This is a genomic window from Streptomyces humidus, from assembly GCF_014649655.1.
GTDB classification, from domain to species: domain Bacteria; phylum Actinomycetota; class Actinomycetes; order Streptomycetales; family Streptomycetaceae; genus Streptomyces; species Streptomyces humidus.
The window spans coordinates 70,802-87,864 of record NZ_BMTL01000035.1; the positions used below are offsets into that span (position 1 = coordinate 70,802).

Annotated in this window: 14 protein-coding genes and 5 pseudogenes; 6 read left to right on the forward strand and 13 right to left on the reverse strand. The window is 71.5% G+C overall.

What is annotated here, in order from left to right:
* Positions 1–189: 189 nt before the first annotated feature.
* Both IE239_RS42565 and IE239_RS32910 read left to right on the forward strand, forming a co-directional pair.
* A pseudogene (locus tag IE239_RS42565) lies at positions 190–342 on the forward strand (transposase); the annotation flags it as partial.
* Positions 321–1,181 carry an alpha/beta fold hydrolase gene (locus IE239_RS32910; protein WP_229878495.1) on the forward strand — a complete coding sequence of 287 codons (861 nt, stop codon included), beginning with the start codon at positions 321–323 and terminating at the stop codon, positions 1,179–1,181. The pseudogene IE239_RS42565 and the gene IE239_RS32910, both read left to right, overlap by 22 nt.
* 718 nt (positions 1,182–1,899) lie before the next feature.
* Here IE239_RS32910 and IE239_RS32915 read toward each other — a convergent pair.
* Positions 1,900–3,357 carry a membrane-associated oxidoreductase gene (locus IE239_RS32915; RefSeq protein WP_190153113.1) on the reverse strand — a complete coding sequence of 486 codons (1,458 nt, stop codon included), beginning with the start codon at positions 3,355–3,357 and terminating at the stop codon, positions 1,900–1,902.
* A gap of 159 nt (positions 3,358–3,516) precedes the next feature.
* A complete protein-coding gene (locus IE239_RS32920; RefSeq protein ID WP_229878497.1) occupies positions 3,517–4,500 on the reverse strand; it encodes a helix-turn-helix transcriptional regulator in 984 nt (327 codons plus the stop codon).
* A gap of 63 nt (positions 4,501–4,563) precedes the next feature.
* Here IE239_RS32920 and IE239_RS32925 point away from each other — a divergent pair, with 63 nt between their 5' ends.
* Positions 4,564–4,950: a VOC family protein gene (locus tag IE239_RS32925; protein WP_190153115.1), complete on the forward strand. Its 387-nt coding sequence runs from the start codon at positions 4,564–4,566 to the stop codon at positions 4,948–4,950.
* A 2-nt stretch (positions 4,951–4,952) separates the two neighbouring features.
* A complete protein-coding gene (locus IE239_RS32930) occupies positions 4,953–5,276 on the forward strand; it encodes a putative quinol monooxygenase (RefSeq protein ID WP_190153116.1) in 324 nt (107 codons plus the stop codon).
* A 422-nt stretch (positions 5,277–5,698) separates the two neighbouring features.
* On the opposite strand, the gene gnd is transcribed toward IE239_RS32930, so the two are convergent.
* The 7 genes and pseudogenes from gnd to IE239_RS43140 all read right to left on the reverse strand — a co-directional run.
* On the reverse strand, positions 5,699–6,580 hold the full coding sequence (gnd, locus tag IE239_RS32935) for a phosphogluconate dehydrogenase (NAD(+)-dependent, decarboxylating) (protein ID WP_190153142.1): 882 nt from the start codon (positions 6,578–6,580) through the stop codon (positions 5,699–5,701).
* Between the two features lie 15 nt (positions 6,581–6,595).
* Positions 6,596–8,239: a glucose-6-phosphate isomerase gene (gene pgi / locus IE239_RS32940; protein WP_190153117.1), complete on the reverse strand. Its 1,644-nt coding sequence runs from the start codon at positions 8,237–8,239 to the stop codon at positions 6,596–6,598.
* On the reverse strand, positions 8,232–9,167 hold the full coding sequence (opcA, locus tag IE239_RS32945) for a glucose-6-phosphate dehydrogenase assembly protein OpcA (RefSeq protein WP_190153118.1): 936 nt from the start codon (positions 9,165–9,167) through the stop codon (positions 8,232–8,234). Before opcA ends, pgi begins: the two co-directional genes overlap by 8 nt.
* Positions 9,164–10,708: a glucose-6-phosphate dehydrogenase gene (gene zwf, locus IE239_RS32950; protein WP_190153119.1), complete on the reverse strand. Its 1,545-nt coding sequence runs from the start codon at positions 10,706–10,708 to the stop codon at positions 9,164–9,166. The genes opcA and zwf overlap by 4 nt, the downstream gene beginning before the upstream one ends.
* Positions 10,705–11,067: pseudogene (locus IE239_RS32955) on the reverse strand (transaldolase family protein); the annotation flags it as partial. The pseudogene IE239_RS32955 and the gene zwf, both read right to left, overlap by 4 nt.
* Positions 11,068–11,209: 142 nt before the next feature.
* Positions 11,210–11,573 (reverse strand): annotated as a pseudogene (locus IE239_RS32960) (transketolase-like TK C-terminal-containing protein); the annotation flags it as partial.
* Positions 11,574–11,623: 50 nt separating this feature from the next.
* Positions 11,624–11,734 (reverse strand): annotated as a pseudogene (locus tag IE239_RS43140) (hypothetical protein); the annotation flags it as partial.
* 171 nt (positions 11,735–11,905) lie between these two features.
* Here IE239_RS43140 and IE239_RS42570 point away from each other — a divergent pair.
* Positions 11,906–12,341, forward strand: a pseudogene (locus IE239_RS42570) (AraC family transcriptional regulator); the annotation flags it as partial.
* A 164-nt stretch (positions 12,342–12,505) separates the two neighbouring features.
* Here IE239_RS42570 and IE239_RS32965 read toward each other — a convergent pair.
* The 4 genes from IE239_RS32965 to IE239_RS32980 all read right to left on the reverse strand — a co-directional run bounded on the left by IE239_RS32965 (position 12,506) and on the right by IE239_RS32980 (position 15,866).
* Positions 12,506–13,897, reverse strand: coding sequence for a glycoside hydrolase family 16 protein (locus IE239_RS32965; RefSeq protein ID WP_190153122.1), 1,392 nt, complete (start codon positions 13,895–13,897; stop codon positions 12,506–12,508).
* Between the two features lie 213 nt (positions 13,898–14,110).
* Positions 14,111–14,548, reverse strand: a complete 438-nt coding sequence (locus tag IE239_RS32970; RefSeq protein WP_190153123.1) for a GNAT family N-acetyltransferase — start codon at positions 14,546–14,548, stop codon at positions 14,111–14,113.
* A gap of 94 nt (positions 14,549–14,642) precedes the next feature.
* Positions 14,643–15,422, reverse strand: coding sequence for an IclR family transcriptional regulator (locus IE239_RS32975; RefSeq protein ID WP_190153124.1), 780 nt, complete (start codon positions 15,420–15,422; stop codon positions 14,643–14,645).
* Between the two features lie 18 nt (positions 15,423–15,440).
* A complete protein-coding gene (locus IE239_RS32980; protein ID WP_190153143.1) occupies positions 15,441–15,866 on the reverse strand; it encodes a MarR family winged helix-turn-helix transcriptional regulator in 426 nt (141 codons plus the stop codon).
* A 243-nt stretch (positions 15,867–16,109) separates the two neighbouring features.
* On the opposite strand from IE239_RS32980, the gene IE239_RS32985 reads away from it, so the two are divergent.
* Positions 16,110–17,027 (forward strand): SDR family NAD(P)-dependent oxidoreductase, encoded by a 918-nt coding sequence (locus tag IE239_RS32985; protein ID WP_308435442.1) that lies wholly within the window; start codon positions 16,110–16,112, stop codon positions 17,025–17,027.
* The last annotated feature ends 36 nt before the right edge of the window (positions 17,028–17,063 follow it).

Sequence of the window (17,063 nt, forward strand, 5' to 3'; positions counted from 1 at the left end):
ACCGGAGGGCGCAGGCTTCCGGAAATGCCTCGTCAACCCGGACGCCCCTGGTGATGCCTGATCGGCCGCCGTAACCCATATGCGTGGCCCTATGAGCTCGTAACACGATCTTGTTGAACGGTCCTGGTCGGGCGTGACTGTTGTGACGATCTGATCGTTCGGGTGTGTGTGACGACTCGGCCGTGGATCGTGGACGACGACTTGTGGGCGCTGATCGAGCCGTTGCTGCCGCCTTGGCCCGAGCGGTCTCCGGGGCCGAAGCCGGTGGCGGACCGGCTCTGTCTGCAGGGCATTCTGTATGTCCTGCACCAGGACGTCGCTTGGCAGCTCTTACCCCTGGAGCTGGGGTTCGGCTCGGGGCAGACCTGCTGGCGGGAGGTAATCCCGCGCTCGCACGCCGGCACACCGTCGTCGCCGTCGACTCGCGCGGAGCCGGGCTCTCCGACAAGCCCGACGACGGGTACGACGCCGGCACGCTGGCCGCCGATCTGGTCGCGTTGATGGCCGCGCTCGGGCACGACCGGTTCGACGTGGTCGGCCACGACATCGGTACGTGGACCGGATACGCCCTCGCCGCCGATCACCCCGAGCAGGTGGGCCGGCTCGCCATCGTCGAAGCGGTGATCCCCGGCCGCACGCCGTCCCCGCCGTTCTTCGGCCCGGCCGCCGCCAACCTGAGGCTCTGGCAGTTCGGCTTCAACCGGCTCACCGACCTGAACGAGGAACTGGTCCGGGGATGGGAACAGCTCTTCTTCGGCTACCAGTTCGCCACCAAGGCCGCCACGCCGACCGCGATCCCCGCGTACGCCGTCGACGTCTGCATCGACGCGATCACCGCGGATCCCCGCGCGCTGCGGGCGAGCTTCGCGTACTACCGGGCGCTGGACGAGACGATCGCGCAGAACGAGCAGCGCGGCAAGACCCGGCTGACGCTGCCGGTGCTCGCCGTCGGCGGCGCGCTGTGGAGCGGCGAGAATGCCGCCCAGACGATGCGGCTGGCGGCCGACGACGTCACGGGGGTCGTCCTCGACGACTGCGGCCATTACCCGGCCGAGGAGCAGCCGGCGCGGTTTGCCGAGGAACAACGGCGATGGACGGTTCGCTCACGGCGACTCCCCCGTGCCAAGAGGCTTGAGAAGCACAGGAGGACGCCTGTCTACGGAGTGTCCCGCCATTCGTGAGGGATCAGCGGTGGCTCGGCAGTGGATCGGTCGGTCGTTGCCGGCAGTCGGGATGTCGCACATCACTTCTGAAGGAGGGAGGAGAAACCATTGCGGCGTCCGGCGGGACGCGGCCAACCGATCAGCAGGACGAGGCCGAGGTGATCTTGATGCCGGTGAGTACTTCTTCCGCGTCGACGTGTCGCCGGCCCAGGTGTAGCGCAGCCACGCAACGTCGTCGTTGCGGGAGTTGTACACGTAGTTCGCTCCGCGCGCAGCGGTGCTGAGGCTCTGGTAGCCGGATGTGATGTCCTGGTATCTGGCGTTGGGGTTCCCGGCGTTCCACCGGGTTACGTTCTGATAGAAGCACACTTCCGGTCAGTTGCAGCCGTTGTAGGAAGTCGCGGAGGCGCTGGGCGCCACGGCGATCACGGCGCTCGTGAGAGCTGTGAGGGCTGTTGCCGCGGCGCCGATCTGCTTTTTGAGCTTCATGACTCGAAAGTGTGTGAGCGGAAGCCTCGATTCAGCAGATGAAATCCTGCGACCTCCTATTGAACCGTCCCATCCGCGCACCGCCGTCCCCCTTGGACGCCATACCCGTGGCTTTCACCTGGCTGGTCACCGACGCGCGCCGTCGGACGCGTCTTCTTCGAACTGGACCGGCGCGCCGGCGGATACCAGGGCTACGGTGCAGCCGACGCGCCGCTGCGGCCTGCGGCCCGGCACTCCGTCCGCCGGACTACTGACGGCTGACGGTCCTGGTGACGCCGGCGACGACCGTGGAGGCCAGGATCCAGCCGGTGAGGATGAGGACGTACGACAGCGTCTGGAACCAGCCGGTCGGAGCGAACGCGTCCTCCTGCCCGAAGGAGATCACCGGCAGCAGAAGGTCGAGGGTGTAGAAGACCGGGCTGAAGTGGGGCGACTCGCCCGCCTTCAACGGCGGCGGGTGGTGCCCGGCGTAGGCGATCGAGCCCACGGCCAGCAGGGACAGCAGCCAGCCGGCCGCGCGCAGCGGGCGGAACCCGTAGCCCACGGCCGCGTCCTGGAGGTGGCCCCACATCCGGCCGTACCAGGGGAGCGTGCGACGGTGACGGCGCTGCTTGGCGAGCTGCACGAGCCGGGCGGCCCGGTCGTCGCCGGTGGTGCGGTAGGCCGCGGTGAGCTGCTCGTAGGCGTGCGGGTCGAAGGCGCCGTCGTCGCGCTCCAGCATCGGCAACCGGCGCTGGGCGGGCTCGTGCGGGGTGAGGAAGGTGTAGGTGAGATCCAGCAGCCGCACCTGTTCGGGCAGCTTCTCGGGCGCCAGGTGGAGCTGGCCCACCTCGGCGCGCCGCAGATTGAGCCGGCCGGCGATCGGCGGGCCCTCGCGCAGCCACAGTTCGCCTATGACGCAGCTGCTCATCCGCAGGGCGGTGCCGCCCGGGTTCGACAGCGAGGAGTGCAGCAGATCCACCCGGCCGGGGACGCGCGAGCCGCGCAGATCGATCCGGCCCTCGGCGCGCATCCGGCGGGCCAGCAGGTTGGCGCCGACGGTGAGGGCCTCGGCCGCCAGGACGCAGCCGACGGGGTTGCTCAGCTCGGCGTCCTCCATATCGATCGAGCCGGCGACGGTGGCGCCGTCCAGCCGGATCAGCCCGCGGGCCCGCAGGCCGCGCGCACACAGGTCGTCGTCGACGGAGAGCTGATGGAGCGCGAGCGCGGGCTGCGCGGGGTCCTCGGCGGTGATCTCGGCCCGGTCCACGAAGAGAGCTCCCGAGATCTGAGCCCCGCCCAGCTGCAGCGGGCCGTCGATCCGGCACCGGCTCAGTCTCAGGCTGCCGTCGATCCGGCTGCGCGCCGCCGCGAGACCGGGCAGGACGCAGTCGCTCAGGTTCAGGTAGTTCAGGTGGGCGCCGGCCAGGCGCGGCGCGGCGTCGAAGCGGCAGTGTTGGAGACGGACGACGCTGTCCACGCTCGCGTGCCGCAGATCCAGCTGTCCTGTGATCCGGGCCCCCACGACCTTGAGGGCCGCCACTTCGCTGGGTTCGCGGGGGCCGTTGAGGAGCAGCGCGCGCAACACGGCCGCGCGCACGCTCGGTTCGGGCCCGCGGTCGGCTCCCGGTGCGCCTTCGGCGCCCTCGCGGAAGTCCACCGTCGCTCCGGTGGGGAAGGCCCGCCAGACTCGCCGTTCGGCCGGTGTCAGATCGTCGATCTCCATCAGCCGCGACTCTGCGGGCCCCTCCGAACGGTGTCAACCGGCTTTGCCCGCTTGTGCCGTTCGGCCCTCACGGGCCCCGTGCTCCGCCGACAGCCCGTGCTCGCGTTTCTGTGGTCCCCGCCCCGGACCGTGACCGACCGGCACATCGACCGCGGAGGGCTACCGGTCGCCCGGTTCGCCGTTCGCCGAGGGCATGCCGTTGGCCGCGCACAGCTCCCGGGCACGGCGCAGCAGCGCCTGCCGTACCTCGTCCGGGGACAGGACCCGCAGTGGGGTGGCGAGGCTGAGCAGGTACCGGGCGAGACCGTCCGCGTCGGGGCCGCCGATCTCGACGACGGTGGCGTCAGGACCGTCCGGGCGGTGGGCGCCGACCGTCGGCGGGACCAGTCGCAGTGCCCGGTCCATGGGCACCGGGAGACGGACCGTCGTACGGAGCGGGTACGCGCCGGTCGCGATGGAGCGGGAGACGAGCAGTACCGGGTCGGGCGGGTCGAGGAGTTCCACGGCATGCCCGGTCGGCCGTATGCGCGCCACCCGGTCCGCCCGGAACGTCCGCCACTCGCCCCGCGCCACATCCCGGGCCACGAAGTACCAGCGCCGCCCTGTGCGCACGAGACGGTACGGATCGACGTCCCTGGCGGTGGCCTTTCCTTCCCTGTCGCGGTAGGACAGGTGGGTGCGCTCGCCCCGGTGGCACGCGGTGGCCAGTTCCAGCAGCATCCCGGGCGCGATCTGCGGCTCGCCGGGCCTGGGGACGTGCACAAAGGCGGCGTCCATCTCACCGAGCCGGTCCGCGATCCGTGACGGAAGGACCTGACGCAGTTTCAGCAGAGCCGACAACGCGACCTGGTCGCCGCCGAGGACGCCGCTGAGCGCCGCCTCGCGCAGCCCGACGGCCACGGCGAGTGCCTCTTCGTCGTCGAGGACCAGCGGCGGCACCCGGTTCCCGGCCCTGAGGCGGTAGCCGCCCCAGGGCCCGGGGTCGGACTCGACCGCGTAGCCGAGCTCCCGGAGCCTGGCGACGTCCCGGCGCACCGTGCGCTCGGCGACCGCCATCCGGTCGGCCAGCTCACCGCAGGTCCACGAGGGTCGCGTGGACAGCAGTGAGACGAGTCGCAGCAGACGGGCCGATGTGCTGATCACATCGGGAAGTGTCCCGCATGACCAGGACCGGAACTGTCCTGGTCCCGGCATAACGTCTGCCGCATGAGCACCGGAAAGACATCAGCACCCGCGATCCGCTACGCGGCCGTCACTTTCGACTGCCCGGACCCCACGGAACTGGCCCGCTTCTACGGCGAAGCCCTGGGGCTGCCCGTCGCCTACGCCACCGACGATTTCACCCTGCTCGGCCAGGAGGGCTCGGCCGGACTGGGTTTCAACCGCCTGGCCGGCTACCGACGTCCGACCTGGCCCGACCCCTCCCAGGAGAAGCAGGCCCACCTCGAGCTGGGGGTCGATGACCTGGATGCCGCCCAGGCCCGGCTGCTCGCCCTGGGGGCCGTCGAGCCCGCGGTCCAGCCGGAACCCGACCGGTGGCGGGTCCTGCTGGACCCCGCAGGCCACCCGTTCTGCATCACCACCCTGGTCTGAGCATGATCGGCAGACTGATGACCATGACGGCGCACGCGGGCAGGGGCGGCGAACTCGCCGGTGTCCTGCTGCGGGTGGCGGAGAGGCTGCACGGCTTCCCGGGCTGTGAGATCTACCTGATCAGCCAGGACGCAGCCGATCCGGACACGGTGCATGTCACCGAGGTCTGGCGGGACGACGCCAGTGCGCAGGCAGCCCTCACCGCCCCGTCGACCGCCGACGGGCCCGCCCCCGCCGACGTCCTCGCGCTGCTGTCGACCGCGCCGCACCGCACGGACCTCGCCGTCCTGGGAGGGGTGGGTCTCCCGGTCGACGACCAGTCCTGAAGCGGGCCCGCTCGTCCAGGCCGGGTGACACGGAGGCGGCGGCGACGCCGGCGGTCCGTGTCGCCCGGAGCGACGGGCCGGCCGGGGCCGGTGCAAGGCCCGGCCGGAGTGGGACGCGTCGAGGGACTCGGCCGTTCCTCGCCGCGGGTGGTGAGGAACAGGCCGGTCCGACCGGTGTGCCGTGCCCGCCACGGTCCGCCGGCCCCGGCGATGCTCCGGTACGGCGCGTGACGGCGCTCGGACCGGGCCGCCGGCTGCGCGGCATGCCGCTTCCCTCCGCGCGGGCGACGGAGTCCGGAGCCGGAGCCCGGGGTCCGGAGCCGGGGTCGGGGGTCCGGAGCCGGGGCCGGGGCGACCGGGATGTCGCCCACGCTCTCGAGGCAGCGGGGGAGGACCGGCGGAAGGTCCCCCGCGGCCGGCGCCTACTTCTCGGCCGACTCGACGGCGTGGCCGCCGAACTGGTTGCGCAGCGCCGCGATCATCTTCATCTGCGGCGAGTCGTCCTGACGGGAGGCGAACCGCGCGAACAGCGAGGCCGTGATCGCGGGCAGCGGCACGGCGTTGTCGATGGCCGCCTCGACCGTCCACCGGCCCTCGCCGGAGTCCTCGGCGTAGCCGCGCAGCTTGTCCAGATGGGGGTCCTCGTCCAGGGCGTCCACCGCGAGGTCCAGCAGCCAGGACCGGATGACCGTGCCCTCCTGCCAGGACCGGAATACCTCGCGGACGTTCTCCACGGAGTCGACCTTCTCCAGCAGCTCCCAGCCCTCGGCGTAGGCCTGCATCATGGCGTACTCGATGCCGTTGTGGACCATCTTCGAGAAGTGGCCGGCGCCGACCTTGCCGGCGTGGACGTAGCCGTAGGGGCCCTCCGGCTTGAGCGCCTCGAAGATCGGCTGAAGCCGCTCGACGTGCTCCGTCTCGCCGCCGACCATCAGCGCGTAGCCGTTCTCGAGGCCCCACACGCCGCCCGAGACGCCGGCGTCGACGAAGCCGATGCCCTTGGCACCGAGTTCCGCGGCGTGCTTCTCGTCGTCCGTCCAGCGGGAGTTGCCGCCGTCCACCACCGTGTCGCCGGCCTCGAGCAGACCGCCGAGCTCGTCGACGACGGACTGCGTCGGGGCGCCGGCGGGGACCATCACCCAGACGGTGCGCGGCGCCTGGAGCTGCCCGACCAGTGCGGCGAGGTCCTCGACGTCGGAGAGTTCGGGGTTGCGGTCGTAGCCGACGACGGTGTGGCCGGCGCGGCGGATGCGTTCGCGCATGTTGCCGCCCATCTTGCCCAGACCGATCAGACCCAGCTGCATCGATGTCATGTCAGTTCACTGCTTCCTGAGTTCGCGGTAGGCGGCGACGAGAGAGGCGGTGGAGGGGTCGAGGCCGGGCACCTCGGCGCCCTCGGTGAGCGCGGGTTCGACGCGCTTGGCGAGGACCTTGCCCAGCTCCACGCCCCACTGGTCGAAGGAGTCGATGTCCCAGACCGCGCCCTGGACGAACACCTTGTGCTCGTAGAGGGCGATGAGCTGGCCGAGGACCGACGGGGTCAGCTCCGGCGCGAGGATCGTGGTGGTGGGGTGGTCGCCCTGGAAGGTGCGGTGCGCGACCTGTTCCTCGGGCACGCCCTCCGCGCGGACCTCCTCGGCGGTCTTGCCGAAGGCGAGGGCCTGCCCCTGCGCGAACAGGTTGGCCGTCAGCAGGTCGTGCTGCGCCTTGAGTTCGTCGCTCAGCTCGCCGACGGGCCGGGCGAAGCCGATCAGGTCGGCCGGGACGATCTTCGTCCCCTGGTGGATCAACTGGTAGTAAGCGTGCTGGCCGTTGGTGCCGGGCGTGCCCCACACCACCGGACCGGTCTGCCACCGCACCGGCCGGCCCTCGCGGTCCACCGACTTGCCGTTGGACTCCATGTCCAGCTGCTGGAGATAGGCGGTGAACTTCGACAGGTAGTGGCTGTAGGGCAGCACCGCGTGCGACTGCGCGTCGAAGAAGTTGCCGTACCAGACGCCCAGCAGCCCCATCAGCAGTGGGGCGTTGGACTCGGCGGGGGCGGTGCGGAAGTGGTCGTCGACGATCCTGAACCCGTCGAGCAGCTCCCTGAAGCGCTCCGGGCCGATGGCGATCATCAGGGAGAGGCCGATCGCCGAGTCGAAGGAGTAGCGGCCGCCGACCCAGTCCCAGAACTCGAACATGTTGGCCGTGTCGATGCCGAAGCCGGCGACCTTCCCGGCGTTCGTGGACAGCGCCACGAAGTGCTTCGCGACGGCCTTCTCCTCCCCGCCCAGGCCGTCGAGCAGCCAGGAGCGGGCCGAGGTGGCGTTGGTGATCGTCTCGATCGTGGTGAACGTCTTGGAGGCGACGACGAACAGCGTCTCGGCCGGGTCGAGGTCCCGCAGCGCCTCGTGCAGGTCGGCGCCGTCGACGTTCGACACGAAACGGAACGTCAGCTCCCGGTCCGTGTAGGCCCGCAGGGCCTCGTACGCCATGGCCGGGCCCAGATCGGAGCCGCCGATGCCGATGTTGACCACGTTGCGGATCCGGCGGCCCGTGTGGCCGGTCCACTCGCCGGAGCGGACGCGCCCGGCGAAGGCGCTCATCCTGTCGAGCACGGCGTGGACCCCGGGGACGACGTTCTGGCCGTCGACCTCGACCACCGCGCCGGCGGGGGCGCGCAGCGCCGTGTGCAGGACCGCGCGGTCCTCGGTGATGTTGATCTTCTTGCCGTGGAACATGGCGTCGCGCAGCCCGAACACGTCGGTGGCGGAGGCGAGTTCACGCAGAAGCGCCAGGGTCTCGTCGGTGATCAGGTGCTTGGAGTAGTCGATGCGCAGGTCGCCGACGCGCACCACGTACCGCTGGGCGCGCCCGGGGTCCGTGGCGAACAGGTCGCGCAGACGCTCCTGCCGCTGGGCGCGGTGGTCCGCCAGGGCGGTCCACTCGGGCCGCCGGTCGAGCCGGGGGGTGTCAGACATGAGAGGGGGTCTCCTTGGTGGCCTCGCCCCGCAGGGCGACGGCGTACATCTCGTCCGCGTCGAGGCGCCTGAGCTCCTCGGCGATGAGTTCGGAGGTGGTGCGGACCTTCAGCGCGAGGGTGCGCGAGGGCTGGCCCGGCAGGGAGAGCGTGGCCAGCGGGCCCTCGGGGCGGTCGATGACGATCTCGCCGTCCGCGGTGCCCAGGCGCACGGCCGTGACGACCGGCCCGGCGGTGACGACGCGGTCGACCGTGACCTTCAGCCGTGCCTCCAGCCAGCGGGCCAGCAGCTCGGCGGCGGGGTTGTCGGCCTCGGCCTCCACGGCGCCCGAGACGATCGGCACCCGCGCCTGGTCCAGCGCGGCCGCCAGCATCGAGCGCCACGGGGTCAGCCGGGTCCACGCGAGGTCGGTGTCGCCGGGGGCGTAGGAGCGGACCCTGACCTCCAGGGTCGCCAGCGGGTTCTCGACGGCGTACAGGTCGGTGATCCTGCGCTGGGCCAGCGCGCCCAGCGGGTCCTTGGCGGGGTTGTCCGGCGCGTCCACCGGCCACCACACGACGACGGGTGCGTCCGGCAGCAGCAGCGGCAGGACGACGGAGTCGGCGTGGTCGGAGATCTCGCCGTACGTGCGCAGGACGAGCGTCTCGCCGGTGCCCGCGTCGGCGCCCACCCGCACCTCGGCGTCGAGGTGGGAGTTGGTGCGGTCGCGCGGGCTGCGGGCGTGCCGCTTGATGACGACCAGGGTGCGCGAGGGGTGCTCGTGCGAGGCCTCCTCGGCCGCCTTGATCGAGTCGTAGGCGTTCTCCTCGTCCGTGACGATGACCATCGTCAGGACCATGCCCACGGCCGGTGTGCCGATCGCGCGGCGGCCCTTGACCAGCGCCTTGTTGATCTTGCTTGCAGTGGTGTCGGTCAGGTCGATCTTCATGGCCTGCGCCAGCTCCGTCCGTCTCGTGCGAGCATCTCGTCGGCTTCCTCGGGTCCCCAGCTGCCCGAGGCGTACTGCGCGGGCCTGCCGTGCCGCGCCCAGTACTCCTCGATCGGGTCGAGGATCTTCCAGGACTCTTCCACTTCCTGGTGGCGCGGGAACAGGTTGGCGTCGCCGAGCAGCACGTCCAGGATGAGCCGCTCGTACGCCTCCGGACTGGACTCGGTGAAGGACTCGCCGTAGGCGAAGTCCATCGTGACGTCCCTGATCTCCATGGAGGTGCCGGGGACCTTGGAGCCGAAGCGGACCGTGATGCCCTCGTCAGGCTGGACGCGGATGACGATCGCGTTCGCCCCGAGCTCCTCGGTGGCGGTGGAGTCGAAGGGGGAGTGCGGGGCCCGCTGGAAGACCACGGCGATCTCGGTGACCCGGCGGCCGAGCCGCTTGCCGGTGCGCAGATAGAAGGGGACGCCCGCCCAGCGGCGGTTGTCCACGCCCAGCTTGACGGCGGCGAACGTGTCCGTCGTGGAGGCCGGGTCGATGCCGTCCTCCTCCAGGTAGCCGCGCACCTTCTCGCCGCCCTGCCAGGCGCCCGCGTACTGCGCCCGCACGGTGTGCCTGCCCAGGTCGTCCGGCAGCTTCACCGCCTTGAGCACCTTGAGCTTCTCGGTGAGCAGCGAGGCCGCGTCGAAGGAGGCCGGCTCCTCCATGGCCGTCAGGGCCATCAGCTGGAGCAGATGATTCTGGATGACGTCACGCGCCGAGCCGATGCCGTCGTAGTAGCCGGCCCGGCCGCCGATGCCGATGTCCTCGGCCATCGTGATCTGCACATGGTCCACGAAGGACCGGTTCCAGATCGGCTCGAACATGGTGTTGGCGAAACGCAGCGCCAGGATGTTCTGGACGGTCTCCTTGCCCAGGTAGTGGTCGATGCGGAAGACCTGGTCCGGTTCGAACACGTCGTGCACGACCGCGTTCAACTCCTGAGCGCTGGCCAGGTCGCGCCCGAACGGCTTCTCGATGACCGCCCGCCGCCAGGAGCCCTTCCGCGCCTTCGCCAGCCCGTGCTTCTTCAGCTGCTCGACGACCTTGGGAAAGAACTTCGGCGGCACCGAGAGGTAGAAGGCGAAGTTGCCGCCCGTGCCGCGGGAGGAGTCCAGCTCCTCGACGGCGCTCTTGAGCTGCTTGAACGCGGTGTCGTCGTCGAAGTCGCCGGGGACGAACCGCATGCCCTCGGCGAGCTGCTGCCAGACCTCCTCGCGGAACGGGGTCCGGGAGTGCTCGCGCACCGCGTCGTGGACGACCTGCGCGAAGTCCTGGTCCTCCCAGTCACGGCGGGCGAACCCGACGAGCGAGAAGCCCGGCGGGAGCAGACCGCGGTTGGCGAGATCGTAGATCGCCGGCATCAGTTTCTTGCGGGACAGGTCGCCTGTCACCCCGAAGATCACGAGGCCCGAGGGGCCCGCGATACGGGGCAGGCGTCGGTCGCGGGGGTCCCGCAGGGGGTTCTCCCAGGCCGCGCCGAGACTGCTGTTGCTCATGTGGCGTCAACTCCCTTGCTCGTCAGCGACTTCACGACCGCGTCCATAGGGTCCTGCCACGCCACCGCGAACTCGGCGACACCCTCGTCGGCCGACCGGGTGACGACCTCGTCGTAGGCGACTCCGAGCGCCTCCACCGCGGCCAGGCCGGCGTGCGCCGCGGCGCAGCCGCCGGTGACCGTGTCACCGGCGATGTCGCCGTGCTCGGGGGCGGCGTCCGGCGTGGCCTCGGGCATGGCGCCGACCGTGCCCGGCGCGGGCGGCTCGTCCACGTACAGCGTGTCCTTGTGGGCAGGATCGCTCACACCGGTGGACGCCCCCAGCGGACGCCGCCCGTTCGCCCCGGCGCCGGCCGGCCCCCGCCGGCGGGGGGCGCCGCTCGTCCGCTCGCGTGAGAGGTCGTCCAGCCGGAGGGAGACGCCTTCGTCGGAGAGGCGCTCGAGGGCTCCCGCGGCCGCGGTCGCTTCGGTCACTTCGATCATCTTCTTTCCCGCGGTCGGATCAACCGCGCGCGGCGGCCGGTGATTCCCCGGCCGCGCCGGCGACGTTCCCGGCGGTGAAGCCGTGGGCGGCGAACAGGGTCCCGGCGTCGGCGGAGGCCCCGAAGCGCTCCAGAGGGGCGAGGCGTCCGGCGTCGCCCACGAAGCGGCGCCAGGTCAGGCCGACACCCGCCTCGACCGCCACCCGGGCCTTCACCGACGGCGGCAGCACGCTGTCGCGGCACTCCCGCGGCTGCCCCTCGAACCACTCCATGGACGGCATGGACACCACCCGCGCGCCGGTTCCCCCGCCCTCCGGAGCCTCCCGCGCCGCCACGGCCAGCCGCACCTCGGAGCCGGTGGGCGATGAACAGCACGTCCGGCGTCCCCGAAAGATCGTGTACGCGACCGGAGCCGGGCTCATGGCGGTTCCGGGACGGCCGTCGCCCGCCCGCCGCACGGCGTCCGCAGCCGGCAGACGCGCCGTGCCGACGGCACGCCGGTCGACGGCGGGCCACTCGATGCCGTTCGGTGGCTGCGTGCTCATCTTCAGGAAGTCCTCGATCGGTCGGGGGCGGATCGGCTGGGCGGACGCGTTCAAACTTAAAAGTCTGACTTTTGCGGCGCAAGGTCTCCCTGTCCGCCTGTGGTGAATGCGGGACGCCGGCGCACGCCATGTGAGCGGCGCCGGTCGGCAAGTGCGCGACACGAAACGGGCATGGCGGACTCACGTCCCCAGGACGGCGCCGGTGAGGGCATCAGGACCCTTCCTTTCCCCGTCGAACACGGTGTCGGCGGTGTGGGCTGCGGATCGGACCGATGGGCGTCGGGTGCACCTGGCACACGGATGCCCCGCCGGACCGCGTACACCGCATCGACTTCCACGTGGTGATGCTCTTCGACTTCCACGTGTGATGTCTTCGACGACGGTCCCGTCCACCACCTGATCGATTCGCCCAGCACGAGGCGGCGGCCGGAGTCCTGCCGCGGATCCGTCCCGGACGGGTCCACCGCTTCTCCACGTCGAGCGAGTACCGCGGAACCGTGCTGACCATGCAGCCCGGCTGCCTGCCCCGCGCGCCGTCGAGGCCGCCGGCCCGTACCGCTACGACCTGTCGCCGCGCCCGCGTCCCCACGCGGCGCAACTCGCGGGCTGCGCGCGGCGCCGGGTTCTTCCCCCTGCACACGCGGAACACCCCGGTGGCCTTCCGCGCGGAACTGCGCGGAAGGCCACCGGGGTGCTTCCCGTCGGTGCGGACGCCGGGCCGTGGGGTCCGCACCCGAGGTGCGGCCTCGGCCGGGGGGCCGGCCGGGCCGGTCAGTGGCCGAAGGAGAACCAGTTGACGTTCACGAAGTCCGCCGGCTGTCCGCTGGTGAAGGTCAGATACACGTCATGGGTGCCGGTGACGGCGCCGATGTTCGCCGGGATCGTCCGCCAGGACTGCCAGCCGCCGGTGCCGGCCACGGCGAAGCTGCCGATCGGTGCGGCGCTGCGGCTGTCGAGGCGCACCTCGACCAGTCCGCTGACCCCGCCCGCCGCGCCGCTCGCGACCCGGGCGCTGAACTGGGTGGCCGGCGTGGAGCCGAAGGTGACGCCCTTGTAAACGGCCCAGTCGCCGTTCGCCAGGGCGCCGATGTTCTGGCCGCCGCCGCTGTCGGAGGTGGTCTCGGTGATCGTCCCGGACTGGCTGTCGTAGGACTCCGCCTGGATCGTGCCGTAGGCGTCACGGCTGCCGGACGGCGGAGGCGTGGTACCGCTCCCACCGCCCGCGGCCTGGAGGACCTGCACGTAGTCGACCACCATCGGGTGGCCGGGCTGGGTGTCGCCGTCCAGGCCGCCCCCGAAGGCGTCCGGGAAACCGCCGCCCATCGCGACGTTCAGGATGACGAAGTACCCGTGGTTCGTCGCGTTGTTCCATGTCGTCGCGTCGACCTGGTTCGCGGTGACGGTGTGGTAGTTGACGCCGTCGACGTAGAAGCGGATCGCCTCCGGGGACACCGAGCGGTCCCACTCCGTCGCGTAGGTGTGGAAGCCGGACTGGCAGGTGGTGTTCGGGCACGCGACGGAGTTGCCGATGCCGGTGGTCTCGTTGCACGGGCCGCCCGGGCTGGTGCCGCAGTGCATGGTCGCCCACACCTTGTTCAGGCCCTGGACGTTCTCCATGATGTCCAGCTCGCCGACGCCGGGCCAGTTCTGGTAGTTGCCCCGGTAGGGCGCGCCGAGCGCCCAGAACGCGGGCCAGTACCCCTCCGCGGCGGTGCCGGTCACGTTCGGCATCTGGATCCGGGCCTCGATCCGCAGCTTGCCTCCGGCCGGGGGCTGGAAGTCGGTGCGCTTGGTCTCGATGCGGCCCGAGGTCCAGCGGCCGGCCGAGTCGCGCAGCGGGGTGATGCGCAGGTTGCCGTTGCCGTCGAGCGAGACGTTGCCGGTGCTGTTCGTCATCGTCTCGACCTCGCCGGTGCCCCAGTTGGCGGGCCCGCCCGGATACGAAGTGCCGGTGCTGTACTGCCAGTTCGTGCTGCTCACGCCGGTGCCCGCGGTGCCGGTGAAGTCGTCGAGGAAGACCTGCGACCACCCGGTCGGCGGGGTGGGCGCGGAGGCGTTCGCGGGCAGCGTGACGGCCGCGGCCGCGGCGGCGGCCAGCCCGAGCGTGCTGAGTACGGCGAGGAGCGCGCGTCGCCTTCTGGGGATGCCGGAGGTTGCACTCATGGGGGGCCTCTCGGGTACGGGGTGAGGTGCGGGGGTGACTTCGGAAACGTCCTGAGAGCAAGCTGAGAGCGCTCTCAAAGTGGGCCCAATGTGCTCCCCGTCACCGGGACCGTCAAGACTTAAAGCAAGGAAAGTGCTTTCGGGGGACGGAAGTTCACACCTTGAACCGCCCAAACGCGCCAAAGTGACCGAGGCCGGAAGCGGCCCGTCGTGCTATCCGAGAGGGTGGTCGTAGCGGATGAACCCCTTGAAGACCGCCACCCTGTCGTACAGGGCGCGCGCGGTGACGTTGTCCTCCCGGGTGGTCCAGTACAGCCGGGCGGCCCCCCGTTCGCGCGCCGCCTCGGCGACCCGTTCGATCAGTGCGCGCGCCGCCCCCCGACCGCGCGCGGCCTCGTCGACGTAGAGGTCCTGGAGGTAGCAGCTGTCCGCCGCCCAGCCCGTGACGTGGAACAGGTAGTGCGCGATGCCCACCAGTTCCCCGTCCGCCCGGGCGCCGACGGCGTGCACCTCGTTGCCCTCGGTCAGGCGCCGCCACATCCGCTCGTAGCCCTCGTCGGGCACGTCCGTGCGGTAGAACCTCTTGTAGCCGCGTGCCAGGGACTCCCACGCGGCGCGGTCCTGCGGGCGAAGCGAACCGGTCTCGATCATGGTTGCGCATTCTCGCCCGGAGCGGCCCCGGGCCGCCAGTCCTCCGGCCCTGCCCACCCCTGCCGCCCCGTCCGGCGGAACCGTGGCGAGCGGCTCATTCGCCCCGGGGCCGGGGGCGCCAGCCCAGGGCGCGTGAGATGCCGCGGGCCGCGAGCCGGACCGCCGGCGCCAGCACCGGGACCTGCGCCTTCGCGTGCGGGACGACCACCGACACGGCGGCGGTCACCGTGCCGTCCGGGCCGCGCACCGCGGCGGCCACCGACAGTGCGTCGTCGGTGACCTGACGGCTGCTCACCGCCACGCCGCTGCGCCGCACTTCGGCCAGCGCCCGGCGAAGCCGCGCCGGATCGGTGATGGTGTGGGAGGTGTACGCGGTCAACGGCTTTGCGCAGTAAGCCTCTTGCAGCTCGGGTTCGCAGTGCGCCAGCAGTGCCAGCCCCACTCCGGTGACGTGCAGGGGCCAGCGGGCGCCCACCCGGATGTGCACCCCGACGGCCGAACGCCCCGACAGCCACTCGGTGTAGACGACCTCGGATCCGTCCCGCACCGCCAACTGCACGTTCTCGTGGGTGGCTTCGTAGAGGTCCTCCAGGAAGGGCAGCGCCACCTGGCGCAGTGCGAGGCCGCGCGGCGCGAGCGCCGCGACCTCCCACAGTCGCAGGCCCACGTGGTACACGCCGGACGCGCCCCGCTCCAGGGCGCCCCATTCGGTCAGCGCGCCGACCAGCCGGTGCGCCGTGCTGAGGGTCAGGCCGGCGCGCCGGCTGATGTCGCTCAGGGACAGGGCGGCATGCGTGTGGTCGAACGCGGCGAGCACCGACAGCAGCCGCTCGGGCGCGGAACGCGATTGCGCGGCGAGGTTGTCCTGGTCCATCGGGTCCTCCTCGCGCCGTCAGGCCAGTCCGTCCCCGGCGATCCGCAGCAGCAGCGCGTGCAGTATCTCGCGTTCGGCGGCGTCGAGGGGGTTCAGCAGCTCGTTCGTCACCCGCAGGCCCGCCTCGTCGGTGCCGCGCAGGAAGGCGAGGCCCTGTGCGGTGAGCGCCACGATCCGGCTGCGCCGGTCGTCCGGGGCCGGCCGGCGTTCGGCGAAGCCCAGCTTCTCCAGGTCGTCGACCAGGCCGACGATCGCGCTGGGGTCGTAGCCGAGCCGCACGCTCAGCTCGCGCTGGAGGGCTCCCTCGGAGGTGGCCAGGAACCGCAGCACCGCGTAATGGCGCAGCCGCAGCCCGGACTCCTGGAGGAAGGTGTTGAACAGCTGGCCCGAGCGCAGGCCCAGGCGGTAGAGCAGGTAGCCCGTGTCCGCGTGCAGTCCGCGCATCCACGGCTCGTCCACGTCGATCGAGGCGGCGTCCACTGCGTTGTCCTGGCGGGCGATGGCGGGCTCCCTGGGTTCGGTCCCCGGTGGCGGGGGGCGGTTCTCCGTACAGATTGCAGCATGACGCACCCGAAGGTGGACAACAACTATTGACGACGACAATTATTGCTCTTAGCTTCGATCCTGCAGTCGCGTCCCGAGCGACGCGAAGTCGCACCCATGACACCCATGTGAAGGGACACCGTCGTGCCCAGCATCGATCTCACCGGCAAGGTCGCCGTCGTCACCGGCAGCGGCCGGGGCCTCGGCCTCGCCTACGCCCATGCCCTGGCCGCCCACGGCGCCGCCGTGGTCGTCAACGACGTCGACGAGGCGGTGGCCGAGCAGGCCGTGAAGTCCATCGTCGAGGCCGGCGGCAGGGCCGTCGCCGAGGTCGTCCCGGTCGGCACGACCGAGGCCGCCGAGCGGCTGGTGGACCGTGCCGTGCGGGAGTTCGGGCGGCTCGACGTCCTGGTCACCAACGCGGGCATCCTGCGCGACAAGGTCCTGTGGAAGATGACCGACGACGACTTCGACGCGGTGATCGCCACCCACCTCAAGGGCACCTTCACCTGCGCCCGCGCCGCCGCCGTGCGGATGCGCGAGCAGGGCGACGGCGGCACGCTGATCCTCGTCGGCTCCCCGGCCGGCCAGCGCGGGAACTTCGGCCAGACGAACTACGCCGCCGCCAAGGCAGGCATCGCCGCCTTCGCCCGCACCTGGTCCATGGAACTGGGCCGCGCGGGCATCACCGTCAACGCGATCGTCCCGGTGGCCGCCACCGCCATGACCGAGACGATCCCCGCTTTCGCCCCGTACATCGAGGCGCTGAAGAACGGGGAGCCGTTCCCGGACTTCCTGCGCAAGGGCGAGGGCTTCGGCACCCCCGAGGACTGCGCGGCCCTGGTGCCCTTCCTGGCCTCCGAGGCCGCCCGGGGCATCACCGGCCAGGCCATCGGCATCGGCGGCGACAAGGTGGCACTCTGGTCGCATCCGCAGGAGATCCGCGCTGCCTACGCCGACGGCGGCTGGACACCGGAGAGCCTGGCCGACGCCTTCCCCACCTCGGTCGGCGCCGAGCTCCAGACGGTCGGCATCCCGGCCCCCACGTTCCCGGAGGCGTGATGAGCCCCGCCACGCCCCCCGCCGGCGCCCCTTCCG

Coding starts and splice junctions, on each gene's coding strand:
- IE239_RS32925 (WP_190153115.1), top strand. CDS start 4,564: ATGAGCACCGGAAAGACATCAGCACCCGCGATCCGCTACGCGGCCGTC.
- pgi (WP_190153117.1), bottom strand. CDS start 8,239: ATGTCTGACACCCCCCGGCTCGACCGGCGGCCCGAGTGGACCGCCCTG.
- IE239_RS32970 (WP_190153123.1), bottom strand. CDS start 14,548: ATGATCGAGACCGGTTCGCTTCGCCCGCAGGACCGCGCCGCGTGGGAG.
- IE239_RS32980 (WP_190153143.1), bottom strand. CDS start 15,866: ATGCGCGGACTGCACGCGGACACGGGCTACCTGCTCTACCGCCTGGGC.
- opcA (WP_190153118.1), bottom strand. CDS start 9,167: ATGAAGATCGACCTGACCGACACCACTGCAAGCAAGATCAACAAGGCG.
- IE239_RS32930 (WP_190153116.1), top strand. CDS start 4,953: ATGATCGGCAGACTGATGACCATGACGGCGCACGCGGGCAGGGGCGGC.
- zwf (WP_190153119.1), bottom strand. CDS start 10,708: ATGAGCAACAGCAGTCTCGGCGCGGCCTGGGAGAACCCCCTGCGGGAC.
- IE239_RS32965 (WP_190153122.1), bottom strand. CDS start 13,897: ATGAGTGCAACCTCCGGCATCCCCAGAAGGCGACGCGCGCTCCTCGCC.
- gnd (WP_190153142.1), bottom strand. CDS start 6,580: ATGCAGCTGGGTCTGATCGGTCTGGGCAAGATGGGCGGCAACATGCGC.
- IE239_RS32915 (WP_190153113.1), bottom strand. CDS start 3,357: ATGGAGATCGACGATCTGACACCGGCCGAACGGCGAGTCTGGCGGGCC.
- IE239_RS32975 (WP_190153124.1), bottom strand. CDS start 15,422: ATGGACCAGGACAACCTCGCCGCGCAATCGCGTTCCGCGCCCGAGCGG.